Raw genomic sequence first — 16,190 nt, forward strand, 5'->3', positions numbered from 1 at the left:
TCACGCCGAGCGGAGGAACCGCTCACCCAGGTCGCGCAGGTAGCCGCGCAGCTCGGCCGGCTCGATGACGTCGAACTCGGCGTCGATGGCGCCGAGCATGAAGGCCGGCCAGTCCAGCGTGTCGACGTTCATGGTGAACCGGCAGGACGCCGGGCCGGTCGGCTCGACCGACCCCCAGTTCGCTACCTGCCGCTCGACCTCGCCCGCCGGCGCCCGGGCGTCGACGACGACGCGGTAGCGGGTCGGCACCGCGGCCAGCCGCTCGTGTACGAACGTCGCGGCGTCGGCGGCCGGCAGCTCGCGCGGCCGGAACCGGGCGCCGGTCGCGACCGGCTCGGTCAGGCGGTCGACCCGGAACGTGCGCCAGTCGTGCCGCTCGACGTCCCAGGCGACGAGGTACCAGCGGCGCCCGCGCGACACCAGCCGGTATGGCTCGACCAGCCGGCCGGTCCCGGCGCCGTCGCGTGACGTGTACCGGAACCGCAGCCGCTCGTCGTCGCGGCAGGCCTGCGCGATGACAGTGAGCGCGTCGGAGTCGACCCGCGGCCCGCCTACGGAGAACGACGGAACGGTGTACGTGTGCAGTGCGTCGACCCGCCGGCGCAGCCGCGGCGGCAGCACCTGCACCACCTTGGCCAGCGCCCGCACCGACGTCTCCTCGATGCCGCCGACACCACCGCCCGCGGCCGTGCGCAGGCTGACCGCGATGGCCACCGCCTCCTCGTCGTCCAGCAGCAGCGGCGGCAGCGCGGCGCCGGCCTGCAGCTGATAACCACCGGCCACGCCGCGCGCCGCGTCGACCGGGTAGCCCAGCTCGCGCAGCCGGTCGACGTCGCGGCGCAGCGTGCGCGGGCTGACGCCGAGCTTGCCGGCCAACTCCTCCCCCGGCCAGTAGCGATGCGTCTGCAGCAGCGACAGCAGCCGCAGCATCCGGGCACTCGTGTTCGCCATGTCTTCAGCGTCCTCGCAATTGAGGTCAGAAAGTGGCCGGAATGGATTCTAGCGTGGTTCCCATGACCGACACCATGATCCAGACCACGGGCCTGACCAGGCACTTCACGGTCAAGAAGGACGTCGTCGAGGCCGTGCGCGGGCTCGACCTGCACGTCGCGGAGGGCGAGCTGGTCGCCCTGCTCGGACCGAACGGCGCCGGCAAGTCGACGACGCTGCGCATGCTCACGACGCTGATCCCGCCGACCTCCGGCACCGCGACGGTGGCCGGCTACGACGTCGTCGAGCGGCAGCGCGAGGTGCGCCGGGTCATCGGCTACATCGGCCAGGGCAACGGCGCCGCGCACGCCCAGCGCGGCCGCGACGAGCTGGTCAGCCAGGGCCGGGCGTACGGCATGAGCGTGCACGACGCGAAGGCGCGGGCGGACGAGCTGGTCGCGTCGCTGGACCTCGCCGCCGTCGCGGACCGGCCGGTGTCGTCGCTGTCCGGCGGGCAGAAGCGCCGGCTCGACATCGCGATGGGCCTCATCCACGCGCCCCGGCTGCTGTTCCTGGACGAGCCGTCCACCGGACTGGACCCGCAGAACCGGGCCAACCTGCAGGAGCACATCCTGAAACTGCGCGCCGAGCACGGCACGACGATCGTGCTGACGACGCACTACCTCGACGAGGCCGACGCGATGGCCGAGCGGGTCATCGTCATCGACCACGGCACCGTCATCGCCGACGACACCCCGGCCCGGCTCAAGGCCGAGCACGCGGGCGACCTCATCACGCTCGGCTTCGGCTCCGGCGGCGACGCGGGACGAGCGGCCGCGCGGCTGTCGTCGCTGTCCGGCGCGACCGTCTCGGCCGGTGGCGCGACGGTCGAGGTGCGGGTCGCCGGCGGGCCGCGGCTGGTCCCGGGGATCCTCCGCGACCTCGACGCCGCCGGCATCGCCGTCGAGTCCACCGCCGTCAACCGGCCCACCCTCGACGACGTCTTCCTCAACCTCACCGGGCGCAGCCTGCGCGAGGGCGTCGTCACCACGTCGACCGAGGAGGTCGCGGCATGAGCGGCACCACCATGATCACCGACACCGTCACCGTCTTCAGCCGCGAGCTGCGGCCGGTCCTGCGCGACCCGTTCTCCGTCGTGTTCAGCATGATCCAGCCGCTGGTGTTCCTCGGGCTGTTCGCGCCGCTGCTGCCCGAGGTCGAGGGCGGCTCCGCGCTGCAGTGGTTCGTGCCCGGCATCGTGGTGATGTCGTGCCTGTTCAGCACGTCGTTCACCGGGTCGAACCTGCTGTTCGAGATCCAGACCGGCGCGCACGAGCGCATGCTGGTGACGCCGCTGCGGCGGCCGGCGCTGATCGTCGGGCGGGCGTTGAAGGAGATCGTCCCGATGATCGTGCAGACGCTGATCATCGTGCTGGTCTGCGTGCCGTTCGGCTTCGACCTGCACGTCCTGGGCGTCCTGACCGGCGTGGCCATCCTCGCCGTCATGGCGGTCGGGCTGGGTGCGCTGTCGTACACCCTGGCGCTGGCGTCGAAGAACACCGAGTGGCTGTTCTGGACCGTGCAGCAGACGGTGCTGTTCCCGCTGTTGCTGCTGGCCGGCATCCTGCTCCCGGTCGACGACGGACCCGGCTGGCTGCGGGCGCTGTCCAGCGCGAACCCGCTGACCTACGTCGTCGACGCGGAACGGGCCCTGTTCAACGGCGAGTTCCCGGCGTCGACCGTCCTCGCGGCCGTCGTCGCCTCGGTCGTGGTCGCGGCCCTCGGCCTGGCGGTGGGCACCCGGGCGATGCGCCGCTCGTCCTGACCGTCCGACGAGGTCAACTCCCGGTCAGGTGCGGGGCGGGGAACACCCCGCCGGGGTCGCGGTCCCGCTTGATCGCGGCCAGCCGGTCCAAGGTCGGCGCCCGGAACGCCTCGGGCGCCAGCCCGGCCGCGGCCGGGCCGCCGGTGAAGTTGAGGAACCGCAGGCCGGTGCCCCGGGGCGCCAACGCGGCCAGCACGGCGGCACCGGCGGCCGGACCCACGCCGACGGCGGCCACGCTGAACGCGGCGTCGTCGTGGTCGAGGGCGCGCGGGTGCCGCGGCGGACGAGCCAGTGCACCGCCCAGTTGCCGGACGTCGACCATGATCAGGCCGTCGGCGGACGCGTCCGGCCCGGCCGCCGCCAGCAGGGCGTCGGCCGCGGCCGCGTCGAACGAGCCGAGCATGAGCGAGCGCTCGTCGTAGCCGATCGGCTCGGTCGGGTCGTTGTAGACGGCGGCGATGCCGGCCGGCGGCAGCGCCGCGACGGTGTCGAGGATCCGGGGTCCGGCGCCGCGCAGCGGCCGCACCAGCTCCTCGCCCTCGTCGGCGGGGCCGGCGTAGGCGACGCGCACGTGCACCGTGAGCCGGCCGCGCAACGGCTCGGGCACGCCGGGCATGTCGGGCAGCCGCACCAGCCCGACCGACGAGTTCAGCTCGTCAGGCAGCCGCGTGACCCAGTCGCGCCACGCGTGCACCACGTCGGCGGCCCGATCGGCGCCGAAGACCAGCGCGCCGCCATACAGCCGCGGCAGCGCCACCAGCTCGATCTCCAGCGCCGTCACGACGCCGAAGCCGCCCTTGCCACCGCGCAACGCCCAGAACAGATCGGCGTTCTCGTCCGGACCGACGGCGACCAGCGCGCCGTCCGCGGTGACCACCTCCAGCCGCCGGATCCGGTCCGCGGCCCAGCCGAACGTCCGGCCGAGCACCGGCAGCCCGCCGCCGAGCGTGTAGGAGACGGCACCGACCAGCGGCGACGACCCGTTCAACGGCGCCAGCCCGGCGTCCGCGGCCGGCTCGATGACCTGGTGCCACCGCACGCCGGCGTCGATCCGCGCCACGCGGGCGTCCCGGTCGACGTGCACGCCGTCCAGCCGCCGGGTGGAGATCAGCAGCCCGCCGTCCAGCGGGACGACGGCGCCGTGACCGGTGGCCTGCGCGACCACCGGAAGGCCGCGCTCGGCGGCGAAGCGCACCGCCGCGGCGACGTCGTCCGCCGAGGTCGCGCCCACCACCACGTCGGGACGGTGGTCGACCGTGAGGTTGAAGCCGGACCGCTCGTCGTCGTACCGGTCCTGGCCCGGCAGCAGCACGGGCCCGTCGATGCGGCGGGCGAGGTCGGCGACCGCCGGCCGCGGTGTCGTGTTCATGTCCCGATCCCACCCGAGCCCGGCCGCACGGACCAGGCCGAGGGGACACGTACAGTGATCACTGACCGTGATGAATCTGGGGAGGTCCGTGGAGCTGCGGCAGCTCGCGTACTTCGTCGCCATCGCCGACGAAGGCGGGTTCGCGCGCGCCGCCGAGGCCCTGCACATCGGCCAGCCCGCCGTCAGCCAGCAGCTGCGCCGCCTGGAGCGAGAGCTCGGCGTCGTGCTGTTCGAGCGGACCACCCGGCGGGTCCGGCTGACCGCCGAGGGCGCCCGCCTGCTGCCGGAGGCGCGGGCCGTGCTCGCCGCGGCGGAGCGCACCCGGCGACTGGCCGCCGAGCTCGCCGGCGCCGGCTCGCTGCGGCTCGGCACCAGCCCCGCGCCCGGCCGCCGGCTGCCCGGCCTGCTCGCCGCGATCGCCGCCCGCGCGCCGGACCTGCGCGTCCAGCTGAGCACGGTGAAGCTGGCCGACCGGCTGGCGTCCGTGCGCTCCGGCGTGCTCGACGCCGCCTTGGTCCGCGATGTCGCCCACGCACCGGATCTGGAGCTGCTCGCGCTCTGGACCGACCCCGTCGTGGTCGCCCTGCCCGACGGGCACCCACTCGCCGCGAACGAGACGGTGCGGCTCGACGACCTCGGCGACCTGCCGGTCCGGCTGGCCGATCCGCGCGCCAACCCGCCGTTTCACCGGCTGGTGACCGGGGCGTTCGAGGCGGCCGGCATCGACCCGCCGGCCGGTCCGCCGTTCACGTCCCTGCGCGAGACCATCGCCGACCTCGCCCACGCCGCACCGTCGTGGACGCTGTTCTACGAGGTCGGCCCGGCACCGCCGATGCCGGGCGTCGCCTATCGCCGGCTCGCCGCACCGGTCTCGACGACCTACCTCGCCGTGCCGGCCGGCCCGCCGTCGCCGGCGATCCGGCAGCTGCTGGCCGCCACCCGCGACCTCGAGCGCGAGAGTGCGGTAGGACTGACGGCATGGGTGAGCTGAGCGTCGAGCTGCTCGGGCCGGCCGCGGCTGGCGACGCCGGGCTGGTCGAGGCGCTCGCCGCGCTGGTCAACGAGGTCTACGCCGACTCCGAGACCGGGCTGTGGCTCGACGGCGCCAGCCGGACGTCCGCGGCCGAGATCGCGGGGTTCGTGCGGGCCGGCGAGATCGCCGTCGCCCGCGACGAGGGCCGCACCGTCGGGTGCGTCCGGATCCAGCGCTGGGACGACGCCACGGGCGAGTTCGGCCTGCTCGCCGCCGATCCGGACCACCGCGGCAGCGGCGTCGGGCGGGCGCTGGTGCGCTTCGCCGAGGACCGCAGCCGCGACGAAGGCCGCACGACGATGCGGCTGGAGCTGCTGGTGCCGCGCACCTGGACGCACCCGGCGAAGGCGTTCCTCGCCCAGTGGTACGAGCACATCGGCTACCGGGTGGTCCGCCGCGGCACCATCGACGAGGACTATCCGCACCTGGCGCCGCTGCTGGCCACGCCGTGCGACTTCCTCGTCTGGCACAAGCCTCTCTAGCCGGTCTTCTGGAACACCAGGCAGTAGTCGCCGGTGAGCCACTCGGGCTGCTCGTCCCAGCACAGGAACGTCTCCTGCCGGAAGGTCAGGTGCCGGCCGACGATGGCGCCGACGTCCCAGGCGAGGGTGGTGGCGACGCCGTCGTCGATCATGTTGCCGACGTTGAGGACCAGGTGGCCCCACGGCCGCAGCAGCCCGGCGACCTGGCCGAAGATGCGGTCCAGCTCGCCGAGGTAGGTCTGGTAGTCGCCGTCGAGGGTCTCGTAGGCGTTGAGCGGGTTCTCCGGGTGGTTCTTCAGCGTCATGTACGGCGGCGACGTCAGGCACAGGTCGACCGGACGGGCGACCAGCGTCGCGACCTCGCGGGCGTCGCCGTCGATGACCTCGCCGGCGCCGTCGAGCCGGCGGCGGATCATCTCCGCCCGCTCCGGCAGCAGCTCGATGCCCAGGCCGGACCGGCCCATCCGCTCCGCGACGACCAGCGTGGTGCCGAACCCGGCGAACGGGTCGAGCACCAGCTGACCGGGCAGGGAGTACTCGGCGATGACCGTCTCGGCCAGGTTCTCGGTGAAGTGGACGTTCTCGTCGGCCTCCGCGTAACGCTCGCTGACGAGGTCGTCCATCCACTGTTGCAGCCAGGGCCTCATACGGACATCTTGCCGACCCGGGCGGCGCGGCGTCGCCGCGACCCGGCACGTACGCTGCACGCTGTGAGCGCGGAACGGACGAACTGGGCGGGCAACCTCACCTACGGCGCGACCCGCGTCCACACCCCGTCGTCGGTCGAAGAACTGCAGGACGTCGTCGCGCGCACCACGCGCATCCGGGCCCTGGGCAGCCGGCACTCGTTCAGCGACGTCGCCGACACCACCGGTGAGCTGGTGTCCGTCGCCGGGCTGCCGCCACGGGTCGACGTCGACACGGCGGCCCGGACGGTGACGGTCGCGGCCGGGCTGCGCTACGGCGACCTCGCCGAGCAGCTGCACCGTCAGGGCTGGGCGCTGCACAACCTCGGTTCGCTGCCACACCTCTCGGTGGCCGGCGCGGTCGCGACGGCCACGCACGGCTCCGGTGACGGCAACGGCAACCTCGCGACGGCGGTCGCGGCGCTGCACCTGGTGCGGGCCGACGGCGAGCTGGTGACGCTGCGCCGGGGCGAGCCGGACTTCGACGGCGCCGTGGTGGCGCTCGGCGCGCTCGGGGTCGTGGTGGCGGTGACGCTGGACGTCGTGCCCGCGTTCGACGTCCGGCAGGTGGTCTACGACGACCTCGCGCTGGACACCGTCGGCGAGCGGTTCGACGACATCTTCGCCGCCGCGTACAGCGTCAGCGTCTTCACCGACTGGGCCGGGACGACGCGCGGCTGGGTCAAGCACCGCGTCGGCGACGGCGACTGGACGCCGGACCCGGCGTGGATGGGCGCCCGCCCGGCCGACGGCCCGCGCAACCCGGTCCCCGGCATGCCCGCCGTCAACTGCACCGAGCAGCTCGGCGTGCCCGGCCCGTGGTACGACCGGCTGCCGCACTTCCGGCTCGAGTTCACCCCGAGCAGCGGCGAAGAGTTGCAGTCGGAGTTCCTGGTCCCGCGCGCCCACGGCGTCGCGGCGTTCAGCGCCGTCGCGGCGCTGGCCGGGCACATCGCACCGGTGCTGCAGATCTGCGAGCTGCGCACCGTCGCCGCCGACGACCTGTGGCTCAGCCCGTCCTACGGCCGCGACGTCGTGGGCATCCACTTCACCTGGCGCAAGGACCCCGAGGGCGTCGCGCCGGTGCTCGCGCGGATCGAGCGTGCGCTGTCGCCGTACGAGCCGCGGCCGCACTGGGGCAAGCTGTTCACCGTCGCGCCCGGGCAGGTGCGCGAGCGGTATCCGCGGCTGGCCGACTTCCGCCGGCTGCGCGGCGAGTACGACCCCGACGGCCGCTTCGGCAACGCCTTCACCGCCCGTTACCTGGGTTGACGTCGCCGGTCACGGAACCGGCGGCGCACCATCGCCGTCGAATCGGTCATGAGACGGTGGTTTGCCGGCCTTGTCACCTTGGGCATGCTCGCCGGTTGCTCGATCGGTGCTGACGACGAAGACGGTGCGATCGCCGTCATGGGGCTGACGCCGTTCGACGCGTGCGAAGACGTCCTGGACCACCTGAAGACGGAAGCGGGCGAACGGGTCGGCCCGTGGGGGCTGGGCGGCCTGACCGAGGCCTACGCGGCCGACGGCGGCGCCGAGGACACCGCGGCCCTCGCCGTGCCGGAGGCCGCCGGCCGCGACGACAGCGGCGGCGCCCAGTCGCACTCCACCACGAACGTGCAGGAGGCCGGCGTCGACGAACCCGACGTCGCCAAGACCGACGGGCGGCTCCTGGTCACCACGACCGGCGGCGACCTGCGCATCGTCGACGTCACCGACGACGCCCCGCGGCAGGTCGGGCGGCTGGCGCTCACCGATCCGGCCGCGAAACCGGCGCCCGGCCGGATGATCGCCCCGGAGATCGCGCCCGAGTACGTCGACGCCTCGGTGTTCCTGGCCGGTGACCGCGTCGTCGCCCTCGTGCGGCAGAGCCCGATGATCGCCTACGACGCGATGACCAGCTACTACCCCGGCCCGGTGACGTCCACGACCGCGGTCCTGCTGATCGACATCTCCGATCCCGCCGAGCCGGTGGTCGAGTCGCGGCTGCAGGTCGACGGCGACTACCTCGACGCCCGCATGGTCGACGGCACCGTCCGGCTGGTCGTCAGCTCCTCCCCCACCATCGAGTTCCCGATGACGGAGGAGGACGCGAACCTGCCGGAGGACGAGCTGACCGAGCGAAACCGCGCGATCGTCGAGGAGTCCACCATTGCCGACTGGCTGCCGTCGTACACGTTCACCAGCGGCGGCGGCGAGCCGGAGACCGGCCAACTGGTGAGCTGCGAGCAGGTGAGCCGCCCCGACGAGTTCGCCGGATTCTCCCTGCTCAGCGTCCTGACCTTCGACCCGGACGACGGCCTCGGCACCGACGGCTCCGTGGGCGTGCTGACCGACGGCGACACCGTCTACGCCAGCCAGGACCGCCTGTACGTCGCGACGACGCGGTGGGGCGACCGGTTCGCGCCGGCCGACGACGCGATCCGCACCTTGCCCGGGCCCGGCGACATCACCACCGGCATCCACGCGTTCGACATCACCGGCAACGTCCCCGCGCGATACCTGGCCTCCGGTGAGGTCGAGGGGCGCATCCTCGGCCGGTACGCGATGTCCGAGCACGAGGGCGTGCTGCGGGTCGCCACGACCATCGACTCGTGGACCGGAGAGACCGACACCAGCGAGAGCGTGCTCTACACACTCGAGGAGGGCGACGGCGAGCTGGTCCAGCTCGGGCAGGTCGGCGGGCTGGGCAAGGGCGAGCAGATCTACGCCGTCCGGTACTTCGGCGACACCGGGTACGTGGTCACGTTCCGGCAGGTCGACCCGCTCTACGTGCTCGACCTGTCCGACCCGGCGGCACCCGCCGTCACCGGCGAGCTGAAGATCACCGGATACTCCGCCTACCTGCACGACGCCGGCGACGACCGGCTCCTCGGCGTCGGCCAGGAGGCGACGGAGGACGGCATGGCGGTCGGCGCGCAGATCTCGCTGTTCGACGTCGCCGACGCCGCGGCGCCGGCCAAGCTCGACGGCCACGTCGTCCCGAACGCGTGGTCGCAGACCGAGTGGGACCCACAGGCGTTCCTGTTCTGGGAGGACACCGGGCAGGTCGTCGTGCCGATCGAGACGCAGACGGGACCCAGCGCCCTGGTCGTGCGGCTGGACGGCGACGCCGTCACCGAGCAGGGGCAGATCACCCGCACGGAGTCGCCGCGCGACGGCTGGGCATCGCTGCGCCGCACGATCGTCGTCGGCGACACCCTCTACACCGTGTGGCACGACGGCGTGCAGGCCAACGGGCTGGCCGACCTGGAGCCGCGCGGCTGGGCCGGGTTCGCTCAGCCGTAGGGGGTGGCGCTCGCCTCGGCCTCGGCCGCGCAGGCCTCGTCGAGGGTGGCGAGGTACTCGTCCAGCGGGTCCAGCCCGACCTCCGCCCGCCGCTCGTCGACCGTCTCCGGGTCGGCGAGCGGCGCCGGTTCCGGTACGCCGTCGACGCAGCCGATCTGCGTGCCGTAGACCTGCTCGCCGCCGGTGTTGAGTGCGACGCGGTCCTCCAGGTAGGCCAGCTCACCGAGGTCGGCGAGACCGGCCTCGGTGGCCGGTCGCATCAGCTCCAGCGCTCGCTGCTGGAACTCGGGGTCGAGGTCGGAGTGCTGGGCGATCACCCAGGCCGCGCTGGCGCCGTCGGCGCCGACCAGGTCCGACCCGGGCCAGCCGTGCTCGTCGACGATCTCGGCCAGCCGGTCGGTGCGTTCCTGGTCGTTCCACTCGCCGGTGTACTCGGGCGAGCGCTCGGCCTGATCCTGCTCCATCATCTCCAGCAGCTCGGCCTGCAGCTCCTGGTCCAGCTCCCGCTCGGTCAGGGACGGCGTGGGCGTCGGGCCCGCCTCGCCGTCGTCGTCCGCACACCCCGTCACCAGCAGGACGAGGGCCAGCAGCGCCGTCCGGATCATCCGCACAGTATGGCGACGCCGGCCGCCGCGGGGAATGGTTCGGGCGGCTTTGCCATGAGCACCTACGCGCATCGGTGCGTAGGGGTGCTCATGGCAAGGGTCAGCGGTCGGTGTTCGCGCCGCAGAGTACGATGCACGGCAGCTCACCCGGGACGCGACCGGCCAGCCAGGCGGCGAACGGCACCGCGGCGGCCGGCTCGACCAGCAGCCGGAACTCGTCCCACAGCCGTTCCCGGGCGGCCAGCAGTTCGTCGTCGGTGACCAGCACGGACGCGACCGGCGCGGCGGTGAGGACGGCGAAGGGCAGCTCGCCCACCCGGGTCGCGCCCAGCGCCGACGACGCGACGGAGTCGACCTCCGCGTCGACCGGCTCGCCCGCGGCCAGCGCCTGGTGCAGGGCGCAGCAGTGCTCCGGCTCGACGGCGACGGTGACGCGGCCGCCCGCGGCCAGCGCCGTGCCGGCCGCCAGCCCGCCCCCGCCCACCGCGACGGCGATGGCGTCGGCGTCCGGCGCCTCGGCCACCACCTCGGCGGCGACCGTCCCCTGGCCGGCGACGACGTCGGGGTGGTCGTAGGCGGGGAGGTACCGCGCGCCCGGCGCGGCCGCCGCCTCCGTGGCCGCCGCGGCCGCCGCGGCGTAGGTGCCGCCGTGCCGGACGAGCCGGGCGCCGGCCTCCTCGATGCGGCGCGCCTTCGTCTCGGGCACCGTCTCTGGCACGTACACCGTCGCGGGAAGCCCGAGCAGCCCGGCCGCCGTCGCGACGCCGAGCCCGTGGTTGCCGCCCGACGCCGTGACGACGTGCTCCGGCCGGTCGCCGCCGAGCAGCGCCGTCAGCGCGCCGCGCAGCTTGAACGAGCCGCTGCGCTGCAGGTGCTCGAGTTTCAGCAGCACCGGCCGGCCGTCGACCTCGGCGCGCAGCAGCGGCGTGTGGCGGATGTACGGGGCGATGGTCGCCGCGGCGGTGGCCACCGCGGCCGGCCCGGGCAGGTTCGTCGACGTCGTCACCGTCCCACCTTGTGCCCTACCGGCCGCGGACGCCAAACAGCAGGCCGTCCGTTCAGGTGAGCGCGGCCTTGAGCGCCTGGAGATGAGCGCGGCTGCGTGCCTGCGCTCCACCGGCGTCGCGGCCGGCGATGGCCTCCACCAGGTCGGCGTGGGCGTCCTGATCGGCGTCGTCGCCGTGGTCGCCGCGGAGCCGGAGCATGTCGATCATGGCCTGGCGCAGCCGCGGCGTGAAGCCGTCGAAGAGCTCGGTGAGAATCGGGTTGTGCGCGGCGACGACGATCGCGCGATGGAACGCGGTGTCGGCGTCGACGAGCTCCACCGTCTCGCCGCGCTGCTGGTCGCGATGGTCGAAGGCACGGCGGATGGTCCGCAGGTCCGTCGGCGTGCGCCGTTCGGCGGCCAGCGCCGCGGCCTCGGTCTCGACCGCGATGCGCGCCTCGATGACCGACACGATGTCCGCCCGGCGCAGCACCACGTCCCAGTCCTCGGGCACGTCGAGCGCCGTGACGAACACCCCGGCGCCCTGCCGTGAGGCCAGCACGCCCCGCCCGGCGAGCTGGCGGATCGCCTCGCGGACGGTGGACCGGCCGACGCCGAGCTGCGGCGCGAGCGTCGTCTCACCCGGCAGCTTCGCGCCGAGCGCCCACTCGCCCGACCTGATGCGCTCGAGCAGCAGCTCGGCGGCCTGGTCGGCGAGCGGCGACCGTCTCACTTGTGCCATGCGCTCCATCACCCATCTACTTGTCTGAGGAGTTGTGTTAGATTCTACCCGTGTTCCTCCGCAAGGTCCTCCTTCTTCGCCGCCACGGCGGGGGCTAGCCAGACCGGCTCCCCCGACGTGGAGCCGATGCCTGTGCCGGTCGCCCGAAGCGAACCCGAAGGACCATCGCGATGACCGTCACGTTCCCCAGCATCTCCACCCCCGCCCGCCCGGTGCCCGATGGAGCCGCGCCCTGGAATCGGCAACGTCACTCGCAACTGCCCTCGCACCGCTACGCCGACGTGTACGCGCGGGTCGAGGTGCCGCTCGCCGACCGGGACTGGCCGGCCCGGCGGCTGACGGCCGCGCCGCTGTGGGTTCCGGTCGACCTGCGCGACGGCAACCAGGCACTGGCCGAGCCGATGGATCCCGCCCGCAAGCGCCGCTTCTTCGAGCTGATGGTGGCGATGGGCTACAAGGAGATCGAGGTCGGCTACCCGTCCGCCTCACGGACCGACTACGACTTCGTGCGCCTGATCGCCGAGACCGCCATCGCCCCCGACGACGTGACGATCGTCGTGTTCACCCCGGCGCGCCGTGACCTCATCGAGCGGACCGTCGCCTCGATCCAGGGCATCCGCAACGAGGTCGTCATCCACCTGTACACCGCCACCGCCCCGGTCTGGCGCGACGTCGTGCTCGGGCGCGGACGCGACGAGCTGACGCGGCTGATCCTCGACGGCGGCCGCGACGTGCTGGAGCTCGCGGGCGACCGGCCGAACGTGCGGTTCGAGTTCTCGCCCGAGGTGTTCAACCTCACCGAGCCCGACTACGCGCTCGAGGTCTGCGACGGCATGACCGCATTGTGGCAGGCGTGCCCGGAACGTCCGGTCATCCTGAACCTGCCCGCCACCGTCGAGGTCGCCACGCCGAACGTGTACGCCGACCAGATCGAGTACATGCACAAGAACCTCGCGCGCCGCGACAGCGTGATCCTCTCCGTCCACCCGCACAACGACCGAGGCACGGGCATCGCCTGCGCCGAGCTGGCGGTGCTGGCCGGAGCCGAGCGCGTCGAGGGCTGCCTCTTCGGCAACGGTGAGCGCACCGGGAACGTCGACATCGCCACCCTCGCGCTCAACCTGCACGCCCAGGGCGTCGACCCGATGATCGACTTCTCCGACATCGACGAGATCCGCCGCACGGTGGAGTTCTGCAACCGCATCGAGCTGCATCCTCGCCACCCGTACGCCGGCGACCTCGTGCACACGGCGTTCAGCGGGACCCACCAGGACGCGATCAGGAAGGGCCTGGCCGAGCACCGGGCGCGGGCAGCTGCCGAGTCGCGGCCCGAGCGCGACGTCGCCTGGCGGGTGCCGTACCTGCCGATCGACCCGGCCGACATCGGCCGCAGCTACGACGCCGTGATCCGGGTGAACTCCCAGTCAGGCAAGGGCGGCATCGCCTACCTGCTGGAGAGCGCCTACGGCCTCGAGCTGCCCCGGCGCCTGCAGATCGATCTCGCCGGGCGGGTGCAGCGGCACACGGACGACTCCGGCGACGAGATCACCGCCGCACAGATCTGGGCGATCTTCCAGGACAGTTATTGCGTGAGCTCCGGCGATGCGACCATCGAGCTGGCCGGCTACGAGACGTCCGAGTCCGGCGGCCGCGGCCGCACCCGGATCGTGCTCCGCGCTCGCGGCGAGGAGCACGTCAGCAGCCACGACGGCGTCGGCCCCGTCGAGGCGCTGACCGCGGCGCTGACCGCGCTCGGCGTCGGCATCGAGGTGCTCGGCCTGCATCAGAGCAGCATCGGGCCGGGCAGCGACAGCGACGCGCTCACCGTCATCGAGTACCGCCACGCCGGCGGCGTCGGCTGGGCGGCCGGGCGGGCGGCGTCGGTGCTGGCCGCGAGCCTGGCAGCGGTCGTCGCCGCGGCCGACCTGGCCGGACGGGAACCGGCGCTCACCGCCTAGACGAGGTGTGCGGCGAGCTCCTTGAGCGACGCGATGCGGTGCGGCTCGCCGTCCGGGCCGGTGCCGCGGCGGTCGAGGTGGACGGCGCGCAGTCCGGCGGCGCGAGCGGCCACCACGTCGAGGTGGTGGTCGTCGCCGACGTAGAGGATGGTGGCGGGGTCGAGACCGAGCTCGGCGCACAGGGCGGCGTAGGCGCGCGGGTCGGGTTTCGCGCTGCCCACCGCCTCGGCGGTGAGCACCGGGCCGACCCGGCCGGCCAGACCGATGACCTCGACCTTGTCGTGCTGCATGTCCTCGGGCCCGTTGGTGAGGATCGCCGTGCGCAACCCGGCCGCCGCCACCAGCTCCAGCGCCAGCTCGGCGTCGTCGAAGCGCTGCCAGCCGGTGCGGTAGGAGGTGAAGTAGTCGCGCCACAGCGCGTCGAGGCCGGGCTGGTCGAGCGGCGGGCGGCCGATCAGCTCGAGCAGCTCGCCGATGCGCCGGCGCCGCTGCTCGGCCATGCTGACGTGGCCGTCGCGCCAGGCGTTGAAGTGGCGGTCCTGCAGCTCGAACCAGGCGGCGGTCAGTTCGGGTGTCGCGGGTCCGTGGATGGACGACAACCAGGCGCCGAAGCCGCGGGCCGCGGATCCGGAGTGGTCGAAGAGCGTGTCGTCGAGATCGAACACCACCGCCGCGAGCTGAGCCACGCCTCCACCCTACGTGGGCCGGATCCAGACCCGTTCGCCGTCCTCGTAGCGGTCGGTCGGGCGCAGCCCGGCCCGCCGGGCGACCGCCATGGACGCCTGGTGCTCGGGGTGCACGTGCGCGGTGACGGTCTCGACGCCGCGCGCGTCGAGCCACTCGACCAGCGCGACGGCGGCCGCGGTGGCGTAGCCCTGACCCTGGAACGCGGCGCCGACGATCCAGGCGATCTCCGCCTGCCGGCCCTCGTCGGTGACGGTCGCCTGGACGGTGCCGACGGCGCGGGCGTCGGGCGTGCGGCGGACGATCCAGTTGTGCCACTGCTGCCGTCCGTCGGGCGAGTGCCCGACGACGAGGCGGGCGTAGCGCTCGCGCAGCCACGTCAGCGCCGGCGGCGCACCGCCGATGTAGGTGTACAGCGCGGGGTCGCTCAGCACCTCGACCATGTCGTCGGCGTCGTCGACGGTGAGCGGGACCAGCTCGCACCGGCCGGCGACGATGCGGCTCACAGCCGGCTCGCCACGACCGTCGCGGGCCGCCCGACGAACGCGCCGTAGCCGTCGGCGGCGGCCTGCAGCCCGGGCGTCGCGGCCGCGCGCAGCGGCTCGTACAGCCCGATGTCGAGGACCACCTCGCCCGCCTTCAGCGTCCGCCGCCACCGTCCGGCCACCTGGGTGCCGAGCAGCAGCACCCCGTTGGCGACGTCGAGCCGGGCGCCCGCGGTGACGTCGGCGAGGTCGAGCAGCCGCTTGCTCTCGGTGTAGCCGACGAGGTACTCGTCGTAGGCCTGCAGCAGGTGGACGGCGGTCTCGTCGACGACGGCGTCGGCAGCGCCGGCCGCGGACCAGTAGGTGACGCCGTCGACGTCGATGCTCTCGAGCGCGTCGCCCGCCGCGGCCAGGCCGGTGGCGAGGTCGGCGAGCGTGAGGCTGGACCACCACGAGAGGTCCTTCGCCGTGGCCGGGCCGTGGCTGGTGAAGAACCGCCGGACCAGCCGGGCCAGCGCGTCGTCGCGGTCGAGCGGAGCGGCGGCCGGCGCCCGCTCGTCGAGCAGCGCGTACGTGTGCTGCTTGCCGCGCAACGGGCCGCTGCACACGACCTGCTCCAGCTCGGCGAAGCCGAGGATGTAGCCGAGCCGGATACCCGTGGCGACGACGCCGTGCCGCTCGAGCACGGCCCCCACCTCGGCGCGGGTCAGGTGGTTCCCGCCCGCGAGGGCGTCGGAGATCAGCTCGGCCGTCCGCCGCAGCAGCGCGTCGTCGAGCTCGCACTGCCGGTAGTAGTACGCGTTCAGCTGGTGCACCCGCGGCGCGGTGAGCGCCAGCAGCCAGCGGATGTCGTCGGGCGTGACGAAGTGCCAGGTCGGCCGGAGGACATGGGTGCGCAGCAGCTCGCCGTCGGCGAAGGCGCGGTCGAGATCGGCGTCGGTGACGGCGTCGGTGACGGCGCCGCCGAGGCGCTGCGCCACGCCCCACTTCGCCGGGTGGTAGTCCTGCGACTGCACGGCGCCGAACCAGCCGACCACCTCGGCCGGCGTGGACGCGTCGAGCGGGCCGCCGAGGCCGACGGTGCGCAGCCGGCGGCGGACCAGCTCGGCGTCGTCCAC

The 16,190-nt window shown here is 73.7% G+C and carries 16 protein-coding genes; 7 read left to right on the forward strand and 9 right to left on the reverse strand.

Annotated elements, in window-relative coordinates; all coding sequences use genetic code 11:
- Positions 1-951 (reverse strand): YafY family protein, encoded by a 951-nt coding sequence (locus BLU82_RS28745; protein ID WP_172885723.1) that lies wholly within the window; start codon positions 949-951, stop codon positions 1-3.
- 74 nt (positions 952-1,025) lie between these two features.
- Here BLU82_RS28745 and BLU82_RS28750 point away from each other — a divergent pair, with 74 nt between their 5' ends.
- Positions 1,026-2,006, forward strand: a complete 981-nt coding sequence (locus BLU82_RS28750) for an ATP-binding cassette domain-containing protein (protein ID WP_092626431.1) — start codon at positions 1,026-1,028, stop codon at positions 2,004-2,006.
- A complete protein-coding gene (locus BLU82_RS28755; RefSeq protein ID WP_092624324.1) occupies positions 2,003-2,755 on the forward strand; it encodes an ABC transporter permease in 753 nt (250 codons plus the stop codon). Before BLU82_RS28750 ends, BLU82_RS28755 begins: the two co-directional genes overlap by 4 nt.
- A 13-nt stretch (positions 2,756-2,768) precedes the next feature.
- On the opposite strand, the gene BLU82_RS28760 is transcribed toward BLU82_RS28755, so the two are convergent.
- Positions 2,769-4,124: an FAD-binding oxidoreductase gene (locus tag BLU82_RS28760; protein ID WP_092624325.1), complete on the reverse strand. Its 1,356-nt coding sequence runs from the start codon at positions 4,122-4,124 to the stop codon at positions 2,769-2,771.
- Between the two features lie 88 nt (positions 4,125-4,212).
- Here BLU82_RS28760 and BLU82_RS28765 point away from each other — a divergent pair, with 88 nt between their 5' ends.
- Positions 4,213-5,115, forward strand: coding sequence for a LysR substrate-binding domain-containing protein (locus BLU82_RS28765; RefSeq protein ID WP_092624326.1), 903 nt, complete (start codon positions 4,213-4,215; stop codon positions 5,113-5,115).
- Positions 5,103-5,639, forward strand: coding sequence for a GNAT family N-acetyltransferase (locus BLU82_RS28770; protein ID WP_172885724.1), 537 nt, complete (start codon positions 5,103-5,105; stop codon positions 5,637-5,639). The genes BLU82_RS28765 and BLU82_RS28770 overlap by 13 nt, the downstream gene beginning before the upstream one ends.
- Here BLU82_RS28770 and BLU82_RS28775 read toward each other — a convergent pair.
- Positions 5,636-6,286: a DNA methyltransferase gene (locus BLU82_RS28775; RefSeq protein WP_092624327.1), complete on the reverse strand. Its 651-nt coding sequence runs from the start codon at positions 6,284-6,286 to the stop codon at positions 5,636-5,638. The genes BLU82_RS28770 and BLU82_RS28775 overlap by 4 nt on opposite strands.
- Positions 6,287-6,349: 63 nt before the next feature.
- Between BLU82_RS28775 and BLU82_RS28780 the strand changes: the two genes are divergently transcribed.
- Together BLU82_RS28780 and BLU82_RS28785 are read left to right on the forward strand one after the other, a co-directional pair.
- Positions 6,350-7,597 (forward strand): D-arabinono-1,4-lactone oxidase, encoded by a 1,248-nt coding sequence (locus BLU82_RS28780; RefSeq protein WP_092624328.1) that lies wholly within the window; start codon positions 6,350-6,352, stop codon positions 7,595-7,597.
- A gap of 138 nt (positions 7,598-7,735) precedes the next feature.
- Positions 7,736-9,613 (forward strand): beta-propeller domain-containing protein, encoded by a 1,878-nt coding sequence (locus tag BLU82_RS28785; RefSeq protein ID WP_157741326.1) that lies wholly within the window; start codon positions 7,736-7,738, stop codon positions 9,611-9,613.
- Here BLU82_RS28785 and BLU82_RS28790 read toward each other — a convergent pair.
- The 3 genes from BLU82_RS28790 to BLU82_RS28800 form a co-directional block, all read right to left on the reverse strand.
- The gene (locus BLU82_RS28790) at positions 9,604-10,218 is read right to left on the reverse strand and encodes a DUF6624 domain-containing protein (protein WP_092624330.1); all 615 of its coding nucleotides are present in this window, start codon (positions 10,216-10,218) and stop codon (positions 9,604-9,606) included. The genes BLU82_RS28785 and BLU82_RS28790 overlap by 10 nt on opposite strands.
- 100 nt (positions 10,219-10,318) lie before the next feature.
- Entirely contained in the window at positions 10,319-11,224 is a 906-nt protein-coding gene (locus BLU82_RS28795) for a serine/threonine dehydratase (RefSeq protein ID WP_197682537.1), read from the reverse strand.
- Positions 11,225-11,276: 52 nt separating this feature from the next.
- Complete coding sequence (locus BLU82_RS28800) at positions 11,277-11,945, reverse strand: FadR/GntR family transcriptional regulator (RefSeq protein WP_092624331.1); 669 nt, start codon at positions 11,943-11,945, stop codon at positions 11,277-11,279.
- Positions 11,946-12,115: 170 nt separating this feature from the next.
- Here BLU82_RS28800 and BLU82_RS28805 point away from each other — a divergent pair, with 170 nt between their 5' ends.
- Positions 12,116-13,903, forward strand: coding sequence for a 2-isopropylmalate synthase (locus BLU82_RS28805; protein WP_092624332.1), 1,788 nt, complete (start codon positions 12,116-12,118; stop codon positions 13,901-13,903).
- Here BLU82_RS28805 and BLU82_RS28810 read toward each other — a convergent pair.
- The 3 genes from BLU82_RS28810 to BLU82_RS28820 are packed head-to-tail and all read right to left on the reverse strand — an operon-like array spanning position 13,900 to position 16,190.
- Positions 13,900-14,589, reverse strand: coding sequence for an HAD family hydrolase (locus BLU82_RS28810; RefSeq protein ID WP_197682538.1), 690 nt, complete (start codon positions 14,587-14,589; stop codon positions 13,900-13,902). The genes BLU82_RS28805 and BLU82_RS28810 overlap by 4 nt on opposite strands.
- Positions 14,590-14,598: 9 nt before the next feature.
- Positions 14,599-15,093 (reverse strand): GNAT family N-acetyltransferase, encoded by a 495-nt coding sequence (locus BLU82_RS28815; protein WP_197682539.1) that lies wholly within the window; start codon positions 15,091-15,093, stop codon positions 14,599-14,601.
- On the reverse strand, positions 15,090-16,190 hold the full coding sequence (locus BLU82_RS28820) for a winged helix DNA-binding domain-containing protein (protein WP_092624333.1): 1,101 nt from the start codon (positions 16,188-16,190) through the stop codon (positions 15,090-15,092). The genes BLU82_RS28815 and BLU82_RS28820 overlap by 4 nt, the downstream gene beginning before the upstream one ends.

Source organism: Jiangella sp. DSM 45060, from assembly GCF_900105175.1.
Classification (GTDB): Bacteria; Actinomycetota; Actinomycetes; order Jiangellales; family Jiangellaceae; genus Jiangella.